A 22,416-nucleotide genomic window follows, 5' to 3' on the forward strand; every position below is an offset into this window, starting at 1 on the left:
CGGACAGGCGCACGAAAGGCGGCCACACATGACGGGAACCGTCCGTCCGCACCCCTTCCACCCCCGTGACCTGGTCGGCGGGCACCCCGTCGTCGACCTCCTGAACACGGTCACGGCCCGGAACGCGGAGCCGGTCGACTGGCTCGACGCGTACCCCCGCCTGCTGGAATGGGCCGACCTCACCGGCCACTTCGCCCCCGCCGACCTCGCGGCCCTGCGGCGGCTCGCCGAGACCGGGCCCGCCCGGGCCGAACGCGCCCTGGCCCGCGTCCGCGAGCTGCGCGAGGCCCTCCACGACCTGGTCACGGCCCTCGTCCACGGCGCCCCGGCCCCCACCGAGGCGGTCGCCCGGGTGGAGGAGCACTGGAAGCACGCGGCCACCCACGCCCGCCTCGCCGTCCACGGCGCCACGCCCCGCCTCCGCACCACCGTCGGGGCGTCGGGCCTCGACCTCATCCGCCACGAACTCGCCCTCCAGGCCCTCGACCTGCTCCGCGCGCTCCCGACCGACCGCACCCGCGTCTGCCCCGGCCCGCGGTGCGGCTGGCTGTTCCTCGACACCTCCCGGGCCGGCCGCCGCCGCTGGTGCTCCATGGCCACCTGCGGCAACGCCGCCAAGGGCCGGACGCACTACGAGCGCAGGCGAGCCGGGGAAGGCCACGGCGAGCCCTGACGGACCTCTGGAAATCGGCCTGTGCGAGGGGGTGGTCGGGCAGTACCGTAGGCGCAATGACGACAAGATCCACTTCGGTCGGCCGGCCCGGGTCCGTGGCCCTGGCCGAGGCGCCGACGCTTCAGGCCCGCAACTCCGCCGCCCTCTGGACCGCGACCGGCCGGTGCCGGGGGCACGAGGTCGTCCGGCGCCGCGGGTTCGTCGCGGTCGACGGCGACGAGCGCGCCGGCCTGCGGATCCTGATCCAGGAACCCGGCCTCGACCCGGCCGAGGTGGACGAGCTGAGCGAGCTGGCGCGCCGCGCCGCCGGACCGGTCCACGCCGAGGATCCGTTCAGCTCGACCGACCTGAGCCACCTGGGCATGCGCAGCTGGCAGATGCCGGTCATGCTGCGCCGGCCCGGGCCCGTCGGGGAGCCGGCGCTCGACGTGATCCGGGTGCGGCGGACCGAGGACCTCCGGGCGGCCGAGCAGATCGTGATCGAGGGATTCGAGCTGGACGGGTTCACGCCCTACCGCCCCGGCGAGCTGTTCCCGGCGTCGCTGATCGAGCAGCCGGGCGTGGACGTGTTCCTCGCCTCGCACGACGGCGTACCGGCGGGAGCCTCCGTCAGCGTCGTGGACGACGGGATCGGCAGCCATTACTGGGTCGGCACGTCACCGGCGTTCCGGTCGCGCGGCGTGGGCCGGGCCGTCATGCTCGGCTCCCTCGCCCACCTGGCGGACCTGCCGGTCACCCTCACCGCCTCGAAGCTGGGCAGGCCGCTGTACGAGTCGCTGGGGTACACCGTCGCGGCGCCCTCGACCTGGTGGGGGCCGCCGCTCCCGTGACCCCGCCGCGGGTCCCTCGTGCGGGGTGCCCCGGCGCGCCACGCGGTGTCACGGGCGCGGAACCGCTTCCGCCCGGCCGGGCGCCGCGCCTCTCCGGGTCGGGCCGATCACACCGACGCCCGGGGAGGAGGCGAGGAGCCCGCCCGTTCGCGGTCCGGTGCTGATCGCGGGGCGGCCCCGTGCGACGCCGTGCCCCTCGACCGGCTGGAGCCGCTTCAGCCGGCAGCGGGGTGATCGGACTGCTGGGCCGCCGCGCGGCGGTACTCGGCGTTGATGCGCTGGGCCTCTTCGAGCTGGTCTTCCAGGACGATGATGCGACAGGCGGCCTCGATGGGGGTTCCCTGGTCGACGAGTTCCCGGGCGCGGGCGGCGATGCGCAGCTGGTAGCGGGAGTAGCGGCGGTGGCCGCCCTCGGAGCGCAGCGGGGTGATCAGGCGCGCTTCTCCGATGGCACGGAGGAAGCTCTGGGTGGTGCCGATCATTTCGGCGGCCCGGCCCATGGTGTAGGCGGGGTAGTCGTCGTCGTCGAGACGGTCGTACGAGTCGTCTGCTGTCATTGGCACCTCTCTGCGGAACGCGTTGAGGGGCCCTGGTGCCGTACGGCACCAGGGCCCCGAAGGAACTACTACACCATCTGCCGGCCCCGATATCGCGCCGGCCTCCTGTGTCCGCCGCCCCGACCCGGCTGCTGTCGGGGGTGCGGGGATCGCGGTTGCCTGACCGGAGACCACCTCACTGTCGATGTCCTGCGGTACCCGGGCTCGGGAACTCCGCCCGGGCGATCCTGATGGCGCGGGCTCCTCCGTTCTTCCTCGGCGATCGACCGCTCGCCGCGGGGGCGGTGCGTACTGCCGGCACCGCTCCGCCGCGTCCTGCGGGTGGTGTGGACCGGGCGGTGGCCTGTGGCAGCGCCACCGCCCGGTACTGCGAACTGCGACTACGTGTCCTGCGGCCGGCAGTCCGTCTCTGCCAGGCCTCTATGTCTCTCTTGGTTACAAAAGAAAAAATACCCATAGCAAGGGCCAATGTCTACCTTGGCCGCGACAGGTTTTCAGGGTTCGCTGGTGAGGCCGTCGATCCCGCCGGACAGCACTTCGCCCCTCCGGACAGCACTTCGCCCCTCCGGACAGCACTTCGCCCCGCCGGATGACCGGCGGGGCGAAGGGGGGCCCGAAGGGGCGAGCCGACGACGTCGGCCGTGCGCCGACCGGGCTCCCCCGGCCGTTCGGACGTCAGCTCACGTTCGTCCGTACGCGGGGGGCGGACTCCGCCGGGGTGCCGAGCAGCGCGGAGGCGTGCTGGAGGGGGTCGGAGGTGTGGAGCGGCGCGGGCGTCGTGGGAAGGCCGCGGCAGGTGAAACCGAGCTTGGTCATGGCCCGGAGGACCTCACCCGCGGTGAAGTCGCGGCGGTCCTGGCGGGTGATGACCTGGCCGACCTGCTTGACGGGGTAGGCGCGGCGGCCGATGAGCACGGACTCGCCGGTGATCTCCTCGGGCTTGACGCCCTTCATGGAGTCCAGGACACCGCTCTTGGTGAGGTCGAAGGGAAAGCGGGCGATGACACAGCGCACGATGCCTCACAGGTGAGAGGAAGGAGTCGGTTTCCGCGAGGACGCGGGGATTCAGACGAGGGCGAGGGCCGGACCGGGGGCGTCCGGGATGTCGTCCCGTTCGTCCGTGACGCACGGGACCGGAAGCCGGACGTGGTGTCCGGCGTGCCCGGCGGGCGGCGCGCCGCCACCGGGCAGATCGCGCAGCCGGAGGCGGTCCGTGTAGGCGGGGCTGTCGCGGACGGCGGTGAGCTGGGCCGGGGTGACCAGTCCGGCGTACAGGCCGTCGTCGTCGCAGACGAGCAGGCGTCCGGCGCGGGCACCGGCCATGACGGCCAGGGCCACCTCGACGGTCATGTCGTCCCCGACCTGGAGCCCGTCCCCCATCTGGAGCCCCTCCCCGTCCGTGGAGCCGGTCGCCGTCCTGGGCGGGGGGACGGCGGGGGTCGAACGGGGCTGCGTCTGTACCGGTGTCACCACGTGCCTCCTGAGGAGATGGTTCGGCTTCCGGATCACGCCGCGCTCAGGCCGCCGTGTCGGTGGAACGCCGCGTGCCGGAGCGCCGCGCCGCCGGGGCGGGACGGCGTCGGCCGCGGGAGGCCGCGCCGCGCTCGCGCCGTTCGACGGGCGGCGCGGTGATCTTCACGGGGATGCCGGACGGGGTCCGCGCGCCGGTGATCCGGGCGAGCGCCTCCTCGCCCGAGCGGACCTGGGTGGTCTCGGGCACGATGCCGGCGGTCGCCATGAGGCGGGACATGTCGCGGCGCTGGTTGGCGGTGACCAGGGTGACGACGCTGCCGGACTCGCCGGCCCGGGCGGTACGGCCGCCGCGGTGGAGGTAGTCCTTGTGGTCGGTCGGCGGGTCCACGTTGACGACGAGGTCGAGGTGGTCGACGTGGATGCCGCGCGCGGCGACGTTCGTCGCCACCAGGACGGTGACGTGCCCGGACTTGAACTGGGAGAGCGTGCGGGTGCGTTGGGGCTGCGACTTCCCGCCGTGCAGGGCGGCGGCCCGGACGCCGCAGCCGAGGAGGTCCTCGGTGAGGCGGTCCACCGCGTGCTTGGTGTCCAGGAACATGATCACCCGGCCCTCGCGTGCCGCGATCTCGGTCGTCAGCCGGTGCTTGTCGGCACCGTGCACGTGGAGGACGTGGTGCTCCATCGTGGTGACCGCGCCCTGGGAGGGGTCCACGGAGTGGACGACGGGATCGGTGAGGTAGCGGCGGACCAGGAGGTCGACGTTGCGGTCCAGCGTCGCGGAGAACAGCATCCGCTGGCCCTCGGGGCGGACCTGGTCCAGGAGCGCCGTGACCTGCGGCATGAAGCCCATGTCGGCCATCTGGTCGGCCTCGTCCAGGACGGTGATCGAGACTTGGTCCAGCCGGCAGTCGCCGCGGTCGATGAGGTCCTTGAGGCGGCCGGGGGTGGCCACGACGACTTCGACGCCCCCGCGCAGCGCGTTCGCCTGCCGGCGGATCGGCATGCCGCCGACGACGGTGGCCAGGCGCAGCTTCACGGCGCGGGCGTAGGGGGCGAGGGCGTCGTCGACCTGCTGCGCGAGTTCCCGGGTGGGGACCAGGACGAGCGCCAGCGGCCGGCGGGGCTCGGCGAGCTGTCCGGCGGTGCGGGCGAGCAGGGACAGGCCGAAGGCGAGGGTCTTGCCGGAGCCGGTCCGGCCGCGTCCGAGGACGTCACGGCCGGCCAGGGAGTTCGGCAGCGTCGCACCCTGGATGGGGAAGGGGACGGACACGCCCTGCGTGGTGAGTACGGCCAGGAGGCGCCGGTCCAGGGCCAGTTCGGCGAAGGTCTCGACGGCGGGCAGGGCCGGGGTGACCGTCTTCGGCGGGGCGAACTCGCCCTGGGCCGGGGCGGGCCGCCGACCGCCTCCGCCGAAGCGTCCCGGAGCCCCCGATCGCTTCGGGGCGGACGAACCGAAACGGCCGCTCAGGCCCGAACCGGTGGTGGAGCCGTACGCGCGGCCGCCGTTGCGGCGGGTGCGGGAGGAACGGCCGTTCGTGCGTGTGGGGTTCATTCAGAACCTTCCTTGATACGGCGCGTATCGAGGAATTCCGGCAGCGGATGAACGGCTTCGGAAAACACAGGCACGGGCCGAATGAAATGCGAACAGCAGGCGGCTTGGCCCGGGCGAGGAACTGCCGGCACAAGCGGGCTGGTGAAAGAAATGCGAGAGGCGCGGGTGCGCGGGGGGAACCCCGCGAAACGCATGCAGCTGGGGCCCGCACCCCGAGGGATGCGGGCCCCAGCTACGTGTGACGCGTCAGAGTCAGGCCGAAACGATGTTCTCGGCCGTCGGGCCCTTCTGGCCCTGCGCGATGTCGAAGGAGACCTTCTGGCCCTCCTGGAGCTCGCGGAAGCCCTGGGCGGCGATGTTCGAGAAGTGGGCGAACACGTCGGGGCCGCCACCGTCCTGCTCGATGAAGCCGAAGCCCTTTTCCGCGTTGAACCACTTCACGGTGCCACTGGCCATGTCATATCTCCTTTGGGCATTACGCCGGAATCCGTACCGTACGGACTCCGTGTCGCCGCGATGATGCCCTGCCCGGAAAATGACCGGAAATACAAAGCGCTTCCGTGCGGCACGTGGCCGGCGGGAGGCGCCTGGAGTCTTTGGGTACCAAAACTGCAACTGATTTCGACAGTAGCACGTCGCCGCCGCCCGTGTGCGTCGAATATTTTCCCCTGCGTGTTGCCGACAAAAACTCTCCGAGCGGGGGCGGTTAAATCCTCATGCCGCGAGCACAGGTATTCATTCGCTCCGGAGGAAACGTTCCGGAAGCGGGCGGTCGGCCGGCTGGGTGCCCGCGGGCCGACGGGGCCCGCGTCCGCGGGCCGGGCGGGCCCGGACGACGGCAACCCCGGGTGCCCGACCTGGGACTGCGCACAAGGGGGACGCCGGGCTCCCCTCCGGACGGCGGGTCCACCTCCACGGACGGCGGGTTCACCTCCACATGCTTCGGGGCAGGGCGATCATGCGCGCTCCGACGACGGGGCGGGGGCGGGGGTGGGGGCGGGGGTGGGGGCGTTCGTGGGCCCCGCCTTCCGTCTCCCAGGTGTCCTCACCGGCGCGGGCCTCCCGAAGGCGGCGACCGGTCGCGTTCTCGTCGGACATGAGGGCGTCCACGGGGTGGAGGTTGCCGGGGACGGACGCGGCGGCCATCAGGCGCGTGGCGGAGTCGGGTTCGGACTCGGGGGGAATCACCAGCAGGTCGCAGCGGTCGCGGTCGTACGACAGCAGGATCATCGTGTCGGGGTCCAGGTCGGTGAACCAGCCGACGTGCACGGCATGTCCGCCGACGGGGATCTCGTACGGGGAGAGGGGCCAGGGCCCGGGGTTCGCGGTGATGCGCGTGATGCGGCCGCAGCGGCCCCGCAGCGCGTCCACCAGGGGCGGCAGCTCGGCGGCGAGATCGCGTGAGTACGGCCACCAGGCGCCGTCCAGCAGGCCGGCGAGGGAGGTGGGGGGCGTCAGTGCCAGGCGTGCCCGGCGGGTGGGAGCGGTCGTGCTGGTCATGAGGCCGAGACCCGTCCCCGGGACGCCTGCGGGCGGCCCGGCGTAACGATCGCCGGGAACGACATCCGCGTGAAGGCGGGGTACGAGGTGCCCCCGGTACCTCCAACGTACTCCGCGCCGGGCGCGGACGCCGGGCCGACGGCCTGGTCCGGGCCCGGCCGCACCGCGGGGCTGCTTCCGGGACGTCCCCGGCGGCGGGATCCGCCACGCGTGCCCGCCGGGCGGAGGGCCGGTCAGGGTTCCTCGGCGTGGGGCCCGGTGCCGCTCGGGGGCCTACTGCTGGACAGCCAGGACCGGGCCGGTTCGGCGGGGTGGGCGGTGTCGACGGTGAGGTGGAGGCGGGTGCCTCCGCCCGGGGCGGGGTAGCTGCGCTGCTCCCCGCCGGCGAAGCAGTGGCGGAGGACGTCGGCCACCCTGCGGGCGGTGTCCGGTGTGGCGGCCACGACGCGGATCTCCGCGTATCCCGGGGGAGGCAGGGCTTCTGGTTCGTTGCGGTCCAAGGCGGCACCGTCCTTTCCGCACCGGGGGACGCGCCCGCGGGTGGCCCGAGCGGGGTGGGCGCGCCCCGGTACGTCCACCGTACGTCCGACGGGGCCGGTGCCGGACGGTTCCGCACCGGGGAGCGGCGCGTACGCGGACCCTGCCGGAGTACGGTGGAGGAACGGGGCCGCCGTCCCGCCGACCCGGCGCCCGCCGCCACCGGGGGACGGCGGCGGAAGCACCGTGGACGGGCGGACCGATCATGACCGACGCAGGCGTTTCCCCCCACGGCCCCACACCTCCGCACCTCCTGCCGGACGAGATCCACCGGTCCGTCGGCCCCGGCACGGCGCTGCTCCGGCTGGAGACGACGGGGTCCCGGCAGAGCCTCCTCGACGGCGCGTGGTGGCCGCGCTCGCGTGACGTCGAGAAGGAGCTCCCGCCGCTGGTCACCGCCCTGACCGAGCACCTCGGCCCCGTCACCCGGGTCGGCCTGGACGCCTCCGCGTGGAACGGCATCCCGAGCCGCCTGGTCGTCGACGACCGGGTCGTGCACCTCGACTCCTTCCCCGTCGGCGACGACACCGTCCTGATCACCCGCGGCGACAACGACCACTTCTCCCTCATGGTCGTCCCGCCGAACACGACGCCCGAAGCCGCCCGCGTCGCCATGGCCCGAGCCGTCCGTGCCGACAACGTCACCCGGGCCACCGGGATCCTCCTCGCCGAACTCCCCCACCCCGCAGGCCCGTAGGCCGGCACCCCCGGACGACGGCGAAGCCCCAGGCCGCTGACCCGGGGCTTCGTGGAAGAGCGGACGACGGGAACCGAACCCGCGCCACAGGCCGGGGAACCACCGTCACCCCGGACCGTGAGGGCCGTGCACGCGCACCACGCGGCGCTCGCGTGGAGGAGCACCGGCGGGACCGCCGTGCCCCACCGCGGACCGCCGTCGTCATCGGCGGTCCCGGCGGCGCCGGGCCGATCGGGCATCACCGGAGAGCTCCCTCGGCTTAAGAGGCGCCCCCGAGCACGGCCTGCGCCATCGCGAGGGCGACCGGTCCGGCGTCGGTGAGCCGGGTCGCACCGCCGCGGCCGGCCGCCGTGGCGCCAGGACCGGACGGTCCTTCAGCAGACCGTCGGTGGTCACGTGGAGGGCTGTTGCGAGGGTGCCCGAGCCGTTCGTCACCCCATGGTCCTGGGCGCCCTCCCCCGCACGCTCACAGGCGGCCCGTGGAGATCGTCCACGCCGTCACGCGGAGTCCGCCCACTCCTCGCGGAGCATCCCGAAGAGCACGCTGTCGTAGCGCTCCCCGTCCAGCAGCACGGCCGACCGGCGACGGCCCTCCTCACGGAAGCCCAGCCCGGTGAAGGCGCGCACGGCACGCTCGTTGCCGCTCCAGGTGTCGAGTTCCAGCCGGCTGAGGCAGTACGAGCCGAACAGGTGGTCCACGAGCAGCCGTAGCGCGTCACTGCCGTGGCCGCGGCCCCAGAACTCCCGCTCGCCGATGGTCACTCCCAGCGTGGCCACGCCCGCGTAGGGGTCCAGGTCCCGGTAATCGGCCATGCCGATCACGGTTCCGTCCGCCAGGTCCTCGACCGTGAACACGGCCGACTCCCTCGGGTTCAGGCGCAGCATGGTCTCGAAGCCGAGACCGACCGCCTCCGCCGTGACCGGGCCGAAAGACGGGTCACCGGCCGTGGCCCAGCGCACCACCTCCGGGTCGTTGCGCCACCGAAGATGATGCTCCGCGTCCTCGGAGCGCAGCGCACGCAGCTTGACCAGCTTTCCTTCGAACATCGCGTCACTGTAATCGACCGCAGAACCCCTGGAACCGACGATGTCCCCTGCGAACACCCGCCGCGCCGGTCCCCCGCTCACCCTCGGAGTCCCGTGGGGATGCCTGCGATGCGTAACGCCGTCCCGAGGACCGAGGACGCGCGAACCGGCGCGGCACTCGTGGGGCACCCTCCCCCGGCACGTCCGGGAGACAGAAAGCCCCAGGCCGCCGACCTGGGGCCTCGTTCGTTCAAGAGCGGATGACGGGAATCGAACCCGCGCCATAAGCGTGGGAAGCACCGTCGCCGAGCTCGATAATCCTGCTCCTGACCTGCGGAAACACGCTCTGGCGGCACTCGTCCCACAAGCTCTTGGACACCCTTGTCGACCGCTGGTGTCCGTCCTGAAGGGCACGGTTGGGACACGAGGTTCCACCAGCCCCCTGCCGACCGTCGGCGTCCGCCCTGGCTTCGCCGTACGGGGTCGCGTCCAACTGGTTCTGCCGGGGCCCGGATGCGGACCCCGGAGGCGTACAACCATTCGGCTGCTTGGGGGTCTCAACCGGTGAGGCGCATGGTGCGCCTGATGTCTCCGGGAGGAATGCCCGTGCCTCTGGTCCATTCGACGCGACGGCGGCTTGCCGGCGCCGTCACCGCCGTTCTCGCCGTCACGCTTGGGGCGACGACGCTGGCCGCTCCCGCGTACGCCGCTCCGGCCTTGGGCGGGGTGCTTGCGGCGGACGCGGCGACGACCGCGAGCCCGATTGCGTACCCCGGGGGCAGCAGGCTCGTCGGGGCCGGTGTGACCGGCTTCCTGACGACCTCCAACACCGGCATCACGACCTTCCGGCGCTACTCGGACGGCACCGGGCAGGCGTATGACGGCGCCGTGTACCTGCGGTCGACGTCGACGACCGACTTCCTGGTTTTCCGGGGGTCGTACAAGATCACGCAGCGGAACCTGACGACGAACGGTTCCCTGGAGGTCCCCGTCGGTTCCCTGACGGGTGACGCGAAGTGGGCGGGCGCGGCGGGGGACGCCGTCTTCACGACCGTCGTCACCGAGGCGGGCACGGTGCTCCGCAAGCACGTCGCCGAGACCCCCACCTCGACGGTCACCGGCCTGCCCGCCGACGCGGCCTCCGTCATGGTCACGCCCGCCACCCCCGCCCACGCCAAGGTCACCTTCACGCAGAACGGGTCGGGCAGGTGGGGCCTCCTCGACCTCGCCACCGGCGTCCTCACCCCCGGCGCCCCCGGGATCGGCGCACAGGCGGTCTCCGCGACCCACACCGCCTGGACCTCCGGCTCGGCAACGGACCAGGGCCCCCGGGTCTTCGTCGCGGACCGGGCGACCGGCGACGTGCAGGAGGCCCCGGTGCCCCCGGTGCCGTCGCTCGGCAACCTCCAGGTCGGCCTGGTCGGCGACCGTGTCCTGTACGGGCAGAAGGGCGGGATGAACTTCGTCCAGCCGAGCGTCCACCACGCCATCACCGCCTACAACGTCTCCACCAGGACGACGGTGAAGGTGCTCGACCATGCCTACGAGTTCGCGTCCGCCCCTGACGGCAGCCTGTACGCACGCGGCGGCCTCCTCGGCCAGGGCGAGGGCATGTACCGGATCGTGGCCACGGGCGGCGACACCCTGAAGGCCGAGCTGGTCGCGGCGACCGGCGAGCCCACCGAGGTCGTCGTCAAGGATTCCACCGTGCCCCCGGCGGTCCTCGACCTCGACCAGGTCGACGGGTTCACCTTCAGGTGGACGCTGTCCCGCGAGGTGCGGAACCCGAAGCTCACCGTCCGCCATGTGCGGACCGGGAAGACCCACGACCTGACCGTGGTGCCCAGCAGCAGCACGCCGGCGTTCGCCTGGGTCGACAACAACTGGGACGAGGACGTCCCCAACGGCGACTACACCTGGGAGCTGACCGGAGAGCCGGTCAACGGCATCGGCCCGGCCGTCACCGCCGGCGGCACGTTCAAGGTCGTCCGCAAGGCGCAGCCGCACGACTTCAACGACAACGGCAGTCCCGACCTGCTCAGCCGGGACTCCGCCGGACGCCTGTGGCGCACGGACCTCTTCTACCGTCCGATCGACGAGCGGCGCGGCATCAACGAGGCCGGGGCCAGGACCTCCCTCGGTTCGGGCTGGGGCGTCTACGACCGGATCGAGGCCGCCGGGAACCTGGGCGGTACGCCGGTCGGGGACCTCCTGGCCCGCGACAGGTCCGGCGTGCTCTGGCTGTACCAGGGCAAGGGCACCGGCAGCTTCGCCACCCGGGTCCAGATCGGTGGTGGCTGGCAGGTCTACGACAAGATCACGTCCGGCAGTGACCTGACCAATGACGGCCGCGTGGACGCGCTCGCCACCGACAGGTCCGGTGTGCTCTGGCTCTACACCGGCACCGGCGACGCCACGAAGCCGTTCCTCCCCCGTAAGAAGATCGGTGCGGGTTGGGGGATCTACAACGACATCACGGCCGTCGGCGACATCGCGGGCGGCCCCGCCGGCGATCTCGTCGCCCGTGACGAGGACGGCGTCCTCTGGCTCCACCTGGGCAAGGGCGACGGCACGTTCGCGCCCCGCACGAAGATCGGCGGGGGCTGGAACGCGTTCCGCCCGCTGATCGCCGCCGGTGACGCGGACGGCGACGGGCGCCCCGACCTCATGGGCCTCGGCGCGTCCTACCAGACGCCGAAGCTGTACAAGAGCACCGGCGACTGGAAGGTCCCGTTCCGGACCGGTGAGGTCATGTACCTGGAGCAGGTCGACGCGAACACGGCGGACCTTGTGTTCTGACCCCGTCGCACGCGTGGGGAGGAGGCCGCCGCAACACCCGGCCTCCTCTCCACGTACGGGTGCGGCCCTCCTCTTTCGTTCGCATCGCCACGAACTTCACGCCTCGGACAACAACGAAGCCCCAGGTCTCTGACCTGGGGCTTCACAGAAGAGCGGATGACGGGAATCGAACCCGCGCTATAAGCTTGGGAAGCTCATGTTCTACCATTAAACTACATCCGCGCAGCGGCCGGATGATCCCTGCCGCATCGTTGCACACTGTACCCCATGTGCCACTTGAGGCGAAGTTCCCGGCTCCGGCACGGTTCCGGTGGTGCGGAGTGCCGCGTGGAGGGCACCCTCTTCATCCCCTAATGTGGCTGATCGTCCGCCACATGTGTAGGGGAAGGGACTTGATGGCTTCGATGGAGCGCACCGTCGTCCGTTGTGCCGAAGGGCATGTGTTCAGTACCGCCTCGTTCCCGCTTCAGCAGCTCGGTGCGGGACGGATCGGCCCTGGGCGGCTCATCCGGTGTCCGCGGTGTGCGCGGTTGCGGCATGCGGTGCCGGTGGAGGCCGGCCGGCGCTGAGCCGTGAGGTGCCGGGGCGCGGGCGCCTGCCGATTGGGGCAGGTCCGCGCCCTCTGCGTATCGTGGGGGCGTGCTTCTCTCAGACAAGGACATCCGGGCCGAGATCGATGCCGGACGGGTGCGCATCGACCCGTACGACGAATCCATGGTGCAGCCCTCGAGCATCGACGTGAGGCTTGACCGCTTCTTCCGGGTGTTCGAGAACCACCGCTATCCGCACATCGACCCCGCCGTCGAGCAGCTCGACCTGACGCGCGAGGTCGAGCCGGAGGGCGACGAGGCGTTCATCCTGCACCCGGGCGAGTTCGTGCTCGCCTCGACCTACGAGGTCATCACCCTGCCGGACGACATCGCGTCGCGCCTGGAGGGGAAGAGCTCCCTGGGGCGGCTGGGGCTCGTCACGCACTCGACCGCCGGGTTCATCGACCCCGGTTTCTCGGGGCACGTGACCCTGGAGCTGTCGAACCTCGCCACCCTGCCGATCAAGCTCTGGCCCGGGATGAAGATCGGCCAGCTCTGCATGTTCCGGCTGAGCTCGCCCGCCGAGTTCCCGTACGGGAGCGAGCGGTACGGCTCGCGGTACCAGGGCCAGCGGGGGCCCACGGCCTCCCGTTCCTACATGAACTTCCATCGGACCCAGGTGTGAGGCGGTCGCAGGCATGAGTGAAGTACGCGAGAACCTGACGTACGAGGGCTTCGGCACCGCCGTCCGCGAGCTGGCGCAGACCATCGCCGACGACGGCTACGAGCCCGACGTCGTGCTCTCCATCGCCCGCGGCGGCGTCTTCGTCGCCGGCGGTCTGGCCTACGCCCTCGACTGCAAGAACATCCACCTCGTGAACGTGGAGTTCTACACCGGGGTGGGGACCACCCTGGAGATGCCGGTCATGCTGGCGCCCGTCCCGGACGCGATCGACTTCAGCGACAAGAAGGTGCTCATCACCGACGACGTCGCCGACACCGGCAAGACGCTCAAGCTCGTCCACGACTTCTGCGTCGACCACGTCGCCGAGGTCCGCTCCGCCGTCATCTACGAGAAGTCCCACTCCCTCGTGAAGTGCGAGTACGTGTGGAAGAAGACCGACGAGTGGATCAACTTCCCCTGGTCGGTCGAGCCGCCCGTCGTGAAGCGCGAGGGTCAGGTCCTCGACGCCTGACGGGTTTTCGTGGAAGCGTGAAAGCGCGAAAACGTGAAAAGGGAGGGGGCGGCTCGCCGGAATCATGCGAGCCGCCCCCTCTCGTGTCCGGGCGGAGACGTCAGTCCCAGACGTAGAGACCCCAGCCCGCGGACTCGCGCAGGCAGTAGTAGGACGAGTAGCCGTGGCGGACGTAGTACGCGCCGCCGCCCTGGCACGCCGTCTCGGAGCTGTACCAGTCGATGAAGTGCATCGACGTGGTCGACGTGGGCGCCGTGGTGGCGGCGGAAGCGGTGCTCGACAGAGCTCCCGGTATCCCGAAAGCGGCGAGCGCGGCCGCGAAAACCGCAATGCGAGAAATCTTGCCGGACATACAACCCCTCGAATGAGACGAGCTCGAATGCGTTGAGAATGAGTCCATGCGGTGGAGCGGGGTCGATCTTGGTCGCGTGATTGCGTCCATGTCAACGCCATGGGCGAGGGCGGCACCCGGAATGGCTTCTTACCGTCATTCATGGCCGGTGACCGGTACTTGCCGAGCAAGAGGAGGAGCCCCCGTCGCAGGCGACGGGGGCTCCTCCAGGTCCGTGGGCGACCGCTACAGCGTGCCCAGCTTGATCAGGCTCAGCAGCGCCACCAGCTGGATCGCCGACGCGCCCAGCGCCTTCGGCCACGGCAGGTCGTGGGAGCGGCTCACCATCACGGTGAGGAGCGCGCCCAGCGCCAGCCAGGTGGCCCAGCCGAGGACCTGCACCAGGCCGTTCTCGCCGCCCAGGAAGAGCGCGAAGACCAGGCGCGGCGCGTCGGTGATCGACATGATCAGCATCGAGAGGCCGACGGTAGGCTGCCAGGCGCCGTCGCCGCCCAGCTGGCGCGCGAGGGTGTGGGTGACCGCGCCCAGGATCAGTCCGCCGAGCACGAAGCCGAGGGCCGTCATCAGGACGTACGGGATCGTGCTGGAGATCGTCGCGTTGAGCGCCTCTTCGCGGGCCTGGTCGAATCCGAAGATCGCGAGGAGGCCGTAGAGGAACGTGACGATCAGCGCCGGGCCCCAGACGGCGTGGTCCCGCATCCGCAGGAACGTGGCCGCCGGGCGGAGCGCGATGCCGGTCAGGAGCTGCTGCCAGGGGAGCCGGGGGCCCGTCGGCACGGGGGCCGCGCCCGCGTCGTACGTCGCGGCGTGGCCGTACGGGTCGTCGACGCTGAACATCTGGGTGTGGCCCGGGTTGTTCGCCGCCGCGTGCTGCTGGTGGTGGTTCTGCGGGTCGCCGAAGTACTCAGGCTCCTCGTAGGCCCGCCCCTGCTGCCCGTACGGCTGCCCCTGGGGCGGTTGCTGCCACTGCTGCTGCGGGTAGGGCGGCGGGGCCGCGTCGTACCCGTACGGCGCCTGCTGCGGTCGTTGTTGCGGGGGGCGGTTGTCCCGGCCGCGTCCGTTCCTGAATCCAGCCACGTCTCGAACGTACCCGCTTTCTTCGTGTGGTCGTGCCCCGGGCCCGTCCTTGCCACGGAGCTGTGACATCCCCCGGGGGGCGTGCGCGGCCGGGAGCCACGGCGAAGGGGCCGCCCCGCGCTTCCAGCAGCGCGGGGCGGCCCCTTCCGTCGGGCGACCGGCCTCAGACGGCCGGCTCCGGCTCCTCGACCGCCGGCTCCTCCTCCGGCTCGGCCGGGGTCTTCACCGAGTCGAGGAGCAGCTGGGCGACGTCCACGACCGTGACGGACTCCTTGGCCTTGCCCTCGTTCTTCTTGCCGTTCACGGAGTCCGTGAGCATGACGAGGCAGAAGGGGCAGGCGGTGGAGACGATGTCCGGGTTGAGGGACAGGGCCTCGTCGACGCGCTCGTTGTTGATGCGCTTGCCGATCCGCTCCTCCATCCACATCCGGGCACCACCGGCGCCGCAGCAGAAGCCGCGCTCCTTGTGGCGGTGCATCTCCTGCTGGCGCAGGCCGGGGACGGCGGACATGATCTCGCGCGGCGGCGTGTAGACCTTGTTGTGCCGGCCCAGGTAGCAGGGGTCGTGGTAGGTGATGAGGCCCTCGACCGGGGTCACCGGGATCAGCTTGCCCTCGTCGATGAGGTGCTGGAGCAGCTGGGTGTGGTGGATGACCTCGTACTCGCCGCCGAGCTGCGGGTACTCGTTGGCGATGGTGTTGAAGCAGTGCGGGCAGGTCGAGACGATCTTCTTGGCCGACTTCGGCTTCTTCGTCGACTCGTCCTCGTCGTCCTCGCCGAACGCCATGTTCAGCATCGCGACGTTCTCGGCGCCGAGCTGCTGGAACAGCGGCTCGTTGCCCAGACGGCGCGGGGAGTCACCGGTGCACTTCTCCTCGCCGCCCATGATCGCGAACTTGACGCCCGCGATGTGGAGGAGTTCGGCGAAGGCCTTCGTCGTCTTCTTGGCGCGGTCTTCCAGCGCACCGGCGCAGCCGACCCAGTAGAGGTAGTCGACCTCGGTGAGGTCCTCGACGTCCTTGCCGACGATCGGGACCTCGAAGTCGACCTCCTTGGTCCACTCGACGCGCTGCTTCTTCGCCAGGCCCCAGGGGTTGCCCTTCTTCTCCAGGTTCTTGAGCATCGTGCCCGCCTCGGACGGGAACGCGGACTCGATCATGACCTGGTAGCGGCGCATGTCGACGATGTGGTCGATGTGCTCGATGTCGACCGGGCACTGCTCGACGCAGGCGCCGCAGGTGGTGCAGGACCACAGGACGTCGGGGTCGATGACGCCGTTCTCCTCGGCGGTGCCGATGAGCGGGCGCTCGGCCTCGGCCAGGGCGGCGGCGGGGACGTCCTTGAGCTGCTCCTCGGTGGCCTTCTCGTCGCCCTCCATGGTCTTGCCGCCGCCCGCGAGCAGGTAGGGCGCCTTGGCGTGCGCGTGGTCGCGCAGCGACATGATGAGGAGCTTGGGGGAGAGGGGCTTGCCGGTGTTCCAGGCGGGACACTGCGACTGGCAGCGGCCGCACTCGGTGCAGGTGGAGAAGTCGAGGATGCCCTTCCAGGAGAACTGCTCGACCTGGGAGACGCCGAAGACGGCGTCCTCGGCCGGGTCCTCCCAGTCGATCTCCTTGCCGGCCGTGGTCATCGGCTGGAGCGCGCCCAGGGCGGTGGAGCCGTCGGCGTTGCGCTTGAACCAGATGTTCGGGAAGCCGAGGAAGCGGTGCCAGGCGACGCCCATGTTGGTGTTGAGCGAGACCGTGATCATCCAGGTGAAGGACGTGACGATCTTGAGGCACGCGAAGAAGTAGGTGAGGTACTGGATCGTGCTCAGGTCCAGGCCGTCGAGCAGCGCGATCAGCGGGTACGAGGCGAAGAAGCCCGGCTCCCAGCTCGTCACGTGGTGCTGGACGCCTTCGAGGCCGCGGAGCGTCATGATGCAGACGCCGACGATCAGGATGACGGCCTCGACGAAGTACGCCTGGCCGGTCTTGGAACCGGCGAAGCGGGACTTGCGGCCCGCCTTGGTCGGCTTGCTCAGCTGGCGGATGACGATGAGGGTCACGATGCCCAGGACCGTCATCAGGCCGAGGAACTCGGTGAAGATCTCGTACGGCAGCCAGTCACCGATGAACGGGATCAGCCAGTCGGCCTGGAAGAGCTGGCCGAAGGCGTTCACGATGGTGAGGAGCAGCGAGAAGAAGCCCACCGCCACGAACCAGTGCGCGAAGCCGACGATGCCCCAGCGGTTCATGCGCGTGTGGCCGAGGAATTCCTTGACCAGCGTGATGGTGCGCTGCTTGGGGTCACCGGTGCGCGTGCCGGCGGGGACCGGCTGACCGAGCCGCACGAAGCGGTAGATCTGCACGGTGGCGCGGCCGAACAGCGCGACGGCCACCACCGTGATGGCGATCGACACGATGATCGCGGCGAGTTGCATGACGGGCTCCTCGGGCGGGCCTACTAAGCGGTAACTTATTGAGTTCCTGCTGAGATTACCCGGTCACGGCGCCACGCTGTAGCGGCGCTCGCGGTGATGTGTGTCGCTCAGGCAAACCTTGCCGCACGACGCCTGCGTACTGCTGGAAGCGTACGCGCAAGGACCAGCAGGTCCATCCCCAGCCAGTGGTGGTCCACATAGTGGAGGTCGAGCAGTTCGCGTTCCTCCCACGGCAGGTCCGAGCGGCCGCTGATCTGCCACGGCCCGGTGAGCCCCGGACGCACGGAGAGTCGGCGGCCGCCCTCGCCCGCGCACTCCCGGTGGGTCGGGGACAGGGGGCACGGTCCGACGAGCGACATCCGGCCCGTGACGACGTGCAGCAGCAGCGGCAGCGCGGCCAGCGGGCTCTTCGTGCGGAAGGTCAGCATCGTGAAGGGCCGCCCCCTCAGGCCGGCCACCGTCCGGCGGCGCAGCAGCCCGCCCGTACCGCCTCCGCCGCCGAGGACCACGGACAGGGCGGTGCCGACGATCAGCGGGGAGAGGACGAGGAGCAGGAGCGTCCCGCCCGCCACGTCGAAGGCGCGCTTCGCCGCCGTCGCGCGCCCCGCCGGCGTCGGACGCTCCGCCGTCGTCACCACGTGCTCGGTCGGCGTCGGACGCTCCGCCGTCGTCACCACGCGCCCCGTCGGCGTCGGACACCCCGTCGCCACCACGCGCTCCGTCGCCACCACGTGCTTCGCCGTCGTCGCGGGCCTCGCCGTCATGCGGTCACACCCTCCGGCGGTAATCCTGGTATATGTCCGGACTCTCTCATGGAAATCGGGGCGAAAGGCGGGAGCGACGCGCCGATTGAGCGTCACAGCCGACGAAGAGTTGAGTCTGCTCGACTCAGGTCTGTTGACGTGGTTCGGTTCCTCGTGCATCCTTGAGTCAGTTCCACTCAAGTCAGTCAGCTGGAGGAATCGAAATGGCACGTGCGGTCGGCATCGACCTGGGCACGACTAACTCCGTCGTCAGCGTTCTGGAAGGCGGCGAGCCCACCGTCATCACCAACGCCGAGGGCGCCAGGACCACGCCGTCCGTCGTCGCCTTCGCGAAGAACGGCGAGGTGCTCGTCGGCGAGGTGGCCAAGCGTCAGGCCGTCACCAACGTCGACAGGACCATCCGGTCGGTCAAGCGCCACATGGGCACCGACTGGAAGATCGACATCGACGGCAAGTCCTTCAACCCGCAGCAGATGAGCGCCTTCATCCTGCAGAAGCTCAAGCGCGACGCCGAGGCGTACCTGGGCGAGAAGGTCGTCGACGCGGTCATCACCGTCCCGGCGTACTTCAACGACTCCGAGCGCCAGGCCACCAAGGAGGCCGGTGAGATCGCGGGCCTCAACGTCCTGCGCATCGTCAACGAGCCGACCGCCGCCGCCCTGGCCTACGGCCTCGACAAGGACGACCAGACGATCCTCGTCTTCGACCTCGGTGGCGGCACCTTCGACGTGTCCCTCCTGGAGATCGGCGACGGCGTCGTCGAGGTGAAGGCCACCAACGGTGACAACCACCTCGGTGGTGACGACTGGGACCAGCGCGTCGTCGACTACCTGGTGACGCAGTTCCAGAACGGCCACGGCGTGGACCTGGCCAAGGACAAGATGGCCCTCCAGCGTCTGCGCGAGGCCGCCGAGAAGGCGAAGATCGAGCTCTCGTCCTCGACCGAGACCACGATCAACCTGCCCTACATCACGGCCTCCGCCGAGGGCCCGCTGCACCTGGACGAGAAGCTCACGCGCGCCCAGTTCCAGCAGCTCACCTCCGACCTGCTCGAGCGCTGCAAGGTGCCGTTCCACAACGTCATCAAGGACGCGGGCATCCAGCTCTCCGAGATCGACCACGTCGTCCTCGTCGGTGGCTCGACCCGCATGCCGGCCGTCGCCGAGCTCGTCAAGGAGCTGACCGGCGGCCAGGAGGCCAACAAGGGCGTCAACCCGGACGAGGTCGTCGCCATCGGCGCCGCGCTCCAGGCCGGTGTCCTCAAGGGCGAGGTCAAGGACGTCCTGCTCCTCGACGTGACCCCGCTGTCCCTGGGCATCGAGACCAAGGGCGGCATCATGACCAAGCTCATCGAGCGCAACACCACGATCCCGACCAAGCGGTCCGAGATCTTCACGACGGCCGAGGACAACCAGCCGTCCGTGCAGATCCAGGTCTACCAGGGCGAGCGCGAGATCGCGGCGTACAACAAGAAGCTCGGCATGTTCGAGCTGACCGGCCTGCCGCCGGCCCCGCGCGGCGTCCCGCAGATCGAGGTCGCCTTCGACATCGACGCCAACGGCATCATGCACGTGACCGCGAAGGACCTGGGCACGGGCAAGGAGCAGAAGATGACCGTCACCGGCGGCTCCTCGCTGCCGAAGGACGAGGTCGACCGGATGCGCCAGGAGGCCGAGCAGTACGCGGAGGAGGACCACCGCCGCCGCGAGGCCGCCGAGTCCCGCAACCAGGGCGAGCAGCTCGTCTACCAGACGGAGAAGTTCCTCAAGGACAACGAGGACAAGGTCCCCGGTGACGTCAAGGCCGAGGTCGAGGCCGCGCTCGGCGAGCTGAAGGAGAAGCTCAAGGGCGAGGACACCGCCGAGATCCGCACCGCCACCGAGAAGGTCGCGGCCGTCTCGCAGAAGCTCGGCCAGGCGCTCTACGCCGACGCCCAGGCCGCTCAGGCCGCCGGCGGCGACGCCGGTCAGGCCCAGGCCCAGGACGACGACGTCGTCGACGCCGAGATCGTCGACGAGGACAAGCCGAAGGGTGGCGCTGCCTGATGCCGGAGGAGACCCCGGGCTTCGAGGAGAAGCCCGACGTCCCCTCCGACGGCACGCCCGAGGAGACCGAGGCCGCCGACTCCGCCGACCGGGCGGAGGGGGCGGCCCCGGCCGGGGACGTCACTGACGTGGCTCTGCTGGCGCAGCTGGACCAGGCCCGTACGGCGCTCACCGAGCGCACCGGCGACCTCCAGCGGCTCCAGGCCGAGTACCAGAACTACCGCCGCCGCGTGGAGCGCGACCGGGTCACGGTCAAGGAGATCGCCGTCGCGAGCCTCCTGTCCGAACTCCTGCCCGTGCTCGACGACGTCGGCCGGGCCCGTGACCACGGCGAACTCGTGGGCGGGTTCAAGTCGGTGGCCGAATCGCTGGAGACCGTCGTCGCCAAGATGGGTCTGCAGCAGTTCGGCAAGGAGGGCGAGCCCTTCGACCCGACGATCCACGAGGCCCTGATGCACTCGTACGCGCCGGACGTCACCGAGACGACCTGCGTGGCGATCCTGCAGCCCGGGTATCGGATCGGCGAGCGGACCATCCGGCCCGCCCGTGTGGCCGTCGCCGAGCCCCAGCCGGGCGCGCAGGCGAAGGCGGAGGAGTCGGATGACTCCGAGAAGGACAGCGAGTAACAGCCGTACCCGCGCGCGGGAGGAGGGACGTCGATGAGCACGAAGGACTTCGTCGAGAAGGACTACTACAAGGTTCTCGGCGTCCCCAAGGACGCCACCGAGGCCGAGATCAAGAAGGCGTACCGGAAGCTCGCCCGCGAGAACCATCCGGACGCCAACAAGGGTGACGCGAGCGCCGAGGCGCGCTTCAAGGAGATCTCCGAGGCGAACGACGTCCTCGGCGACCCCAAGAAGCGCAAGGAGTACGACGACGCCCGCGCCCTCTTCGGGAACGGCGGTTTCAGAGCCGGCGGCCCGGGCGCCGGAGGTTCGTTCAACTTCGACCTGGGCGACCTCTTCGGAGGCGCCCAGGGCGGGGCGGGCGGCTTCGGCGGCGGAGGGCTCGGCGACGTCTTCGGTGGACTGTTCAACCGCGGCGGGGGCGCCGGCCGCACCCAGCCGAGGCGCGGTCAGGACATCGAGTCCGAGGTGACGCTCAGCTTCACCGAGGCCATCGAGGGCGCGACCGTGCCGCTGCGGATGTCCAGCCAGCAGCCGTGCACGGCGTGCTCGGGCACCGGCGACAAGAACGGCACGCCCCGGGTGTGCCCGACCTGCGTCGGCACCGGGCAGGTCTCCCGCGGCAGCGGCGGCGGCTTCTCGCTCACCGACCCGTGCGTGGACTGCAAGGGCCGCGGCCTCATCGCCGAGAACCCCTGCGAGGTCTGCAAGGGCAGCGGGCGGGCCAAGTCCTCCCGCACCATGCAGGTCCGCATCCCGGCGGGTGTCAGCGACAACCAGAAGATCCGTCTCCGCGGCAAGGGAGCGCCGGGCGAGCGCGGCGGGCAGAACGGCGACCTGTACGTCGTCGTGCACGTCGACGACCACCCGGTCTTCGGCCGCAGGGACGACAACCTCACCGTCACGGTGCCGGTCTCCTTCTCGGAGGCGGCGCTCGGCGGGGAGATCAAGGTGCCGACCCTCGGCGGCCCCGCGGTCACCCTCAAGCTGCCCGCGGGCACTCCGAACGGCCGGACCATGCGCGCCCGGGGCAAGGGCGCCGTACGCAAGGACGGCACGCGCGGCGACCTCCTGGTGACGGTCGAGGTGGCGGTGCCGAAGGAGCTGGACGACAAGGCACGAGAGGCCCTGGAGACCTTCCGCGAGGCGACCGCCTCCGAGGACCCGCGGGCCGAGCTGTTCCAGGCCGCGAAGGGAGCGTGACCCGGTGGAAGGGCGCCGACGGCAACCAGGGCTGAACAACAGGGCGTTCGAACTGACCGACGAGTCGCCGGTGTACGTCATCTCGGTGGCGGCCCAGCTCTCCGGGCTGCACCCGCAGACCCTGCGCCAGTACGACCGCCTCGGCCTGGTCTCCCCCGACCGCACGGCCGGGCGGGGCCGCCGTTACTCGGCCCGTGACATCGAGCTGCTCCGTCAGGTGCAGCAGCTGTCGCAGGACGAGGGCATCAACCTGGCCGGAATCAAGCGGATCATCGAACTGGAGAACCAGGTCGCGGCGCTCCAGGCCCGGGTGTCCGAGCTGTCGGCGGCGGTCGAGGGCGCGGCGGCGACGCTGCGCCAGCGCGAGGCCCAGGTGCACGCCTCGTACCGCCGGGACCTGGTGCCGTACACCGACGTCCAGCAGACGAGCGCCCTCGTGGTGTGGCGTCCCAAGCAGCGCGGCGAGTAGCTCCTCGCCCCACGAGGGCCGGGAGCACCGCTACGACGGCCGGGAGCACCGCTACGGCGGCCGGGGGCACCGCCTGACGGCGGGAGCA

The 22,416-nt window shown here is 70.9% G+C and carries 22 protein-coding genes and 1 tRNA gene; 10 read left to right on the forward strand and 13 right to left on the reverse strand.

Features of this window, described 5'->3' with window-relative positions:
* Positions 1-28: 28 nt before the first annotated feature.
* Positions 29-673, forward strand: coding sequence for a CGNR zinc finger domain-containing protein (locus IE180_RS05335; protein WP_190155565.1), 645 nt, complete (start codon positions 29-31; stop codon positions 671-673).
* A gap of 56 nt (positions 674-729) precedes the next feature.
* A complete protein-coding gene (locus tag IE180_RS05340; protein WP_190155566.1) occupies positions 730-1,503 on the forward strand; it encodes a GNAT family N-acetyltransferase in 774 nt (257 codons plus the stop codon).
* Positions 1,504-1,718: 215 nt separating this feature from the next.
* On the opposite strand, the gene IE180_RS05345 is transcribed toward IE180_RS05340, so the two are convergent.
* The 7 genes from IE180_RS05345 to IE180_RS05375 form a co-directional block, all read right to left on the reverse strand.
* Complete coding sequence (locus IE180_RS05345) at positions 1,719-2,060, reverse strand: MerR family transcriptional regulator (protein ID WP_190155567.1); 342 nt, start codon at positions 2,058-2,060, stop codon at positions 1,719-1,721.
* A gap of 675 nt (positions 2,061-2,735) precedes the next feature.
* On the reverse strand, positions 2,736-3,074 hold the full coding sequence (locus IE180_RS05350) for an SCO5918 family protein (protein WP_190155568.1): 339 nt from the start codon (positions 3,072-3,074) through the stop codon (positions 2,736-2,738).
* A 51-nt stretch (positions 3,075-3,125) separates the two neighbouring features.
* A complete protein-coding gene (locus IE180_RS05355) occupies positions 3,126-3,530 on the reverse strand; it encodes a CBS domain-containing protein (protein ID WP_229860300.1) in 405 nt (134 codons plus the stop codon).
* 46 nt (positions 3,531-3,576) lie between these two features.
* Positions 3,577-5,085, reverse strand: coding sequence for a DEAD/DEAH box helicase (locus IE180_RS05360; RefSeq protein WP_190155569.1), 1,509 nt, complete (start codon positions 5,083-5,085; stop codon positions 3,577-3,579).
* 252 nt (positions 5,086-5,337) lie between these two features.
* Complete coding sequence (locus tag IE180_RS05365) at positions 5,338-5,541, reverse strand: cold-shock protein (RefSeq protein WP_030694010.1); 204 nt, start codon at positions 5,539-5,541, stop codon at positions 5,338-5,340.
* Between the two features lie 471 nt (positions 5,542-6,012).
* Positions 6,013-6,585: a DUF5994 family protein gene (locus tag IE180_RS05370; RefSeq protein ID WP_190155570.1), complete on the reverse strand. Its 573-nt coding sequence runs from the start codon at positions 6,583-6,585 to the stop codon at positions 6,013-6,015.
* Between the two features lie 233 nt (positions 6,586-6,818).
* On the reverse strand, positions 6,819-7,085 hold the full coding sequence (locus tag IE180_RS05375) for a hypothetical protein (RefSeq protein WP_190155571.1): 267 nt from the start codon (positions 7,083-7,085) through the stop codon (positions 6,819-6,821).
* Positions 7,086-7,327: 242 nt separating this feature from the next.
* On the opposite strand from IE180_RS05375, the gene IE180_RS05380 reads away from it, so the two are divergent.
* Positions 7,328-7,819 (forward strand): DUF5994 family protein, encoded by a 492-nt coding sequence (locus tag IE180_RS05380; RefSeq protein WP_190155572.1) that lies wholly within the window; start codon positions 7,328-7,330, stop codon positions 7,817-7,819.
* A 498-nt stretch (positions 7,820-8,317) separates the two neighbouring features.
* On the opposite strand, the gene IE180_RS05385 is transcribed toward IE180_RS05380, so the two are convergent.
* The gene (locus IE180_RS05385; protein ID WP_190155573.1) at positions 8,318-8,866 is read right to left on the reverse strand and encodes a GNAT family N-acetyltransferase; all 549 of its coding nucleotides are present in this window, start codon (positions 8,864-8,866) and stop codon (positions 8,318-8,320) included.
* Positions 8,867-9,445: 579 nt separating this feature from the next.
* On the opposite strand from IE180_RS05385, the gene IE180_RS05390 reads away from it, so the two are divergent.
* Positions 9,446-11,644 carry an FG-GAP repeat domain-containing protein gene (locus IE180_RS05390; protein WP_229860301.1) on the forward strand — a complete coding sequence of 733 codons (2,199 nt, stop codon included), beginning with the start codon at positions 9,446-9,448 and terminating at the stop codon, positions 11,642-11,644.
* A 151-nt stretch (positions 11,645-11,795) separates the two neighbouring features.
* On the opposite strand, the gene IE180_RS05395 is transcribed toward IE180_RS05390, so the two are convergent.
* Positions 11,796-11,866, reverse strand: a tRNA-Gly gene (locus IE180_RS05395).
* 417 nt (positions 11,867-12,283) lie between these two features.
* Here IE180_RS05395 and dcd point away from each other — a divergent pair.
* Positions 12,284-12,859 carry a dCTP deaminase gene (gene dcd, locus IE180_RS05400; protein ID WP_030690788.1) on the forward strand — a complete coding sequence of 192 codons (576 nt, stop codon included), beginning with the start codon at positions 12,284-12,286 and terminating at the stop codon, positions 12,857-12,859.
* A 13-nt stretch (positions 12,860-12,872) separates the two neighbouring features.
* The gene (locus IE180_RS05405; RefSeq protein WP_190155575.1) at positions 12,873-13,370 is read left to right on the forward strand and encodes a phosphoribosyltransferase; all 498 of its coding nucleotides are present in this window, start codon (positions 12,873-12,875) and stop codon (positions 13,368-13,370) included.
* Between the two features lie 100 nt (positions 13,371-13,470).
* Here IE180_RS05405 and IE180_RS37090 read toward each other — a convergent pair whose 3' ends face one another.
* The 4 genes from IE180_RS37090 to IE180_RS05420 form a co-directional block, all read right to left on the reverse strand.
* A complete protein-coding gene (locus IE180_RS37090; protein ID WP_268255429.1) occupies positions 13,471-13,602 on the reverse strand; it encodes a hypothetical protein in 132 nt (43 codons plus the stop codon).
* A 345-nt stretch (positions 13,603-13,947) separates the two neighbouring features.
* Positions 13,948-14,799 (reverse strand): Yip1 family protein, encoded by an 852-nt coding sequence (locus tag IE180_RS05410; protein ID WP_229860302.1) that lies wholly within the window; start codon positions 14,797-14,799, stop codon positions 13,948-13,950.
* A gap of 163 nt (positions 14,800-14,962) precedes the next feature.
* Positions 14,963-17,221, reverse strand: a complete 2,259-nt coding sequence (locus IE180_RS05415; RefSeq protein ID WP_190155577.1) for a (Fe-S)-binding protein — start codon at positions 17,219-17,221, stop codon at positions 14,963-14,965.
* Between the two features lie 107 nt (positions 17,222-17,328).
* Positions 17,329-17,985, reverse strand: a complete 657-nt coding sequence (locus IE180_RS05420; RefSeq protein WP_190155578.1) for a sugar transferase — start codon at positions 17,983-17,985, stop codon at positions 17,329-17,331.
* A 203-nt stretch (positions 17,986-18,188) separates the two neighbouring features.
* Between IE180_RS05420 and dnaK the strand changes: the two genes are divergently transcribed.
* Genes dnaK through IE180_RS05440 form a run of 4 tightly spaced genes read left to right on the forward strand, consistent with a single transcriptional unit; the run spans position 18,189 to position 22,328 of the window.
* Positions 18,189-20,030 (forward strand): molecular chaperone DnaK, encoded by a 1,842-nt coding sequence (dnaK, locus tag IE180_RS05425; protein WP_190155579.1) that lies wholly within the window; start codon positions 18,189-18,191, stop codon positions 20,028-20,030.
* Positions 20,030-20,656 (forward strand): nucleotide exchange factor GrpE, encoded by a 627-nt coding sequence (gene grpE / locus IE180_RS05430; RefSeq protein WP_190155580.1) that lies wholly within the window; start codon positions 20,030-20,032, stop codon positions 20,654-20,656. Before dnaK ends, grpE begins: the two co-directional genes overlap by 1 nt.
* 33 nt (positions 20,657-20,689) lie before the next feature.
* Positions 20,690-21,859: a molecular chaperone DnaJ gene (gene dnaJ, locus IE180_RS05435; protein ID WP_190155581.1), complete on the forward strand. Its 1,170-nt coding sequence runs from the start codon at positions 20,690-20,692 to the stop codon at positions 21,857-21,859.
* 4 nt (positions 21,860-21,863) lie between these two features.
* Positions 21,864-22,328: a heat shock protein transcriptional repressor HspR gene (locus tag IE180_RS05440; protein WP_190155582.1), complete on the forward strand. Its 465-nt coding sequence runs from the start codon at positions 21,864-21,866 to the stop codon at positions 22,326-22,328.
* Positions 22,329-22,416 lie beyond the last annotated feature (88 nt).

The sequence above is a fragment of the Streptomyces litmocidini genome, from assembly GCF_014649755.1.
Taxonomy (GTDB): domain Bacteria; phylum Actinomycetota; class Actinomycetes; order Streptomycetales; family Streptomycetaceae; genus Streptomyces; species Streptomyces litmocidini.

What these genes read in the sequence shown, in the direction of transcription:
- IE180_RS05335 (WP_190155565.1), top strand. Translation starts at nt 29, where the DNA reads ATGACGGGAACCGTCCGTCCGCACCCCTTCCACCCCCGTGACCTGGTC.
- IE180_RS05340 (WP_190155566.1), top strand. Translation starts at nt 730, where the DNA reads ATGACGACAAGATCCACTTCGGTCGGCCGGCCCGGGTCCGTGGCCCTG.
- IE180_RS05345 (WP_190155567.1), bottom strand. Translation starts at nt 2,060, where the DNA reads ATGACAGCAGACGACTCGTACGACCGTCTCGACGACGACGACTACCCC.
- IE180_RS05360 (WP_190155569.1), bottom strand. Translation starts at nt 5,085, where the DNA reads ATGAACCCCACACGCACGAACGGCCGTTCCTCCCGCACCCGCCGCAAC.
- IE180_RS05365 (WP_030694010.1), bottom strand. Translation starts at nt 5,541, where the DNA reads ATGGCCAGTGGCACCGTGAAGTGGTTCAACGCGGAAAAGGGCTTCGGC.
- IE180_RS05370 (WP_190155570.1), bottom strand. Translation starts at nt 6,585, where the DNA reads ATGACCAGCACGACCGCTCCCACCCGCCGGGCACGCCTGGCACTGACG.
- IE180_RS05380 (WP_190155572.1), top strand. Translation starts at nt 7,328, where the DNA reads ATGACCGACGCAGGCGTTTCCCCCCACGGCCCCACACCTCCGCACCTC.
- IE180_RS05385 (WP_190155573.1), bottom strand. Translation starts at nt 8,866, where the DNA reads ATGTTCGAAGGAAAGCTGGTCAAGCTGCGTGCGCTGCGCTCCGAGGAC.
- IE180_RS05390 (WP_229860301.1), top strand. Translation starts at nt 9,446, where the DNA reads ATGCCCGTGCCTCTGGTCCATTCGACGCGACGGCGGCTTGCCGGCGCC.
- IE180_RS05405 (WP_190155575.1), top strand. Translation starts at nt 12,873, where the DNA reads ATGAGTGAAGTACGCGAGAACCTGACGTACGAGGGCTTCGGCACCGCC.
- IE180_RS37090 (WP_268255429.1), bottom strand. Translation starts at nt 13,602, where the DNA reads ATGCACTTCATCGACTGGTACAGCTCCGAGACGGCGTGCCAGGGCGGC.
- IE180_RS05415 (WP_190155577.1), bottom strand. Translation starts at nt 17,221, where the DNA reads ATGCAACTCGCCGCGATCATCGTGTCGATCGCCATCACGGTGGTGGCC.
- IE180_RS05420 (WP_190155578.1), bottom strand. Translation starts at nt 17,985, where the DNA reads ATGACGGCGAGGCCCGCGACGACGGCGAAGCACGTGGTGGCGACGGAG.
- dnaK (WP_190155579.1), top strand. Translation starts at nt 18,189, where the DNA reads ATGGCACGTGCGGTCGGCATCGACCTGGGCACGACTAACTCCGTCGTC.
- grpE (WP_190155580.1), top strand. Translation starts at nt 20,030, where the DNA reads ATGCCGGAGGAGACCCCGGGCTTCGAGGAGAAGCCCGACGTCCCCTCC.
- dnaJ (WP_190155581.1), top strand. Translation starts at nt 20,690, where the DNA reads ATGAGCACGAAGGACTTCGTCGAGAAGGACTACTACAAGGTTCTCGGC.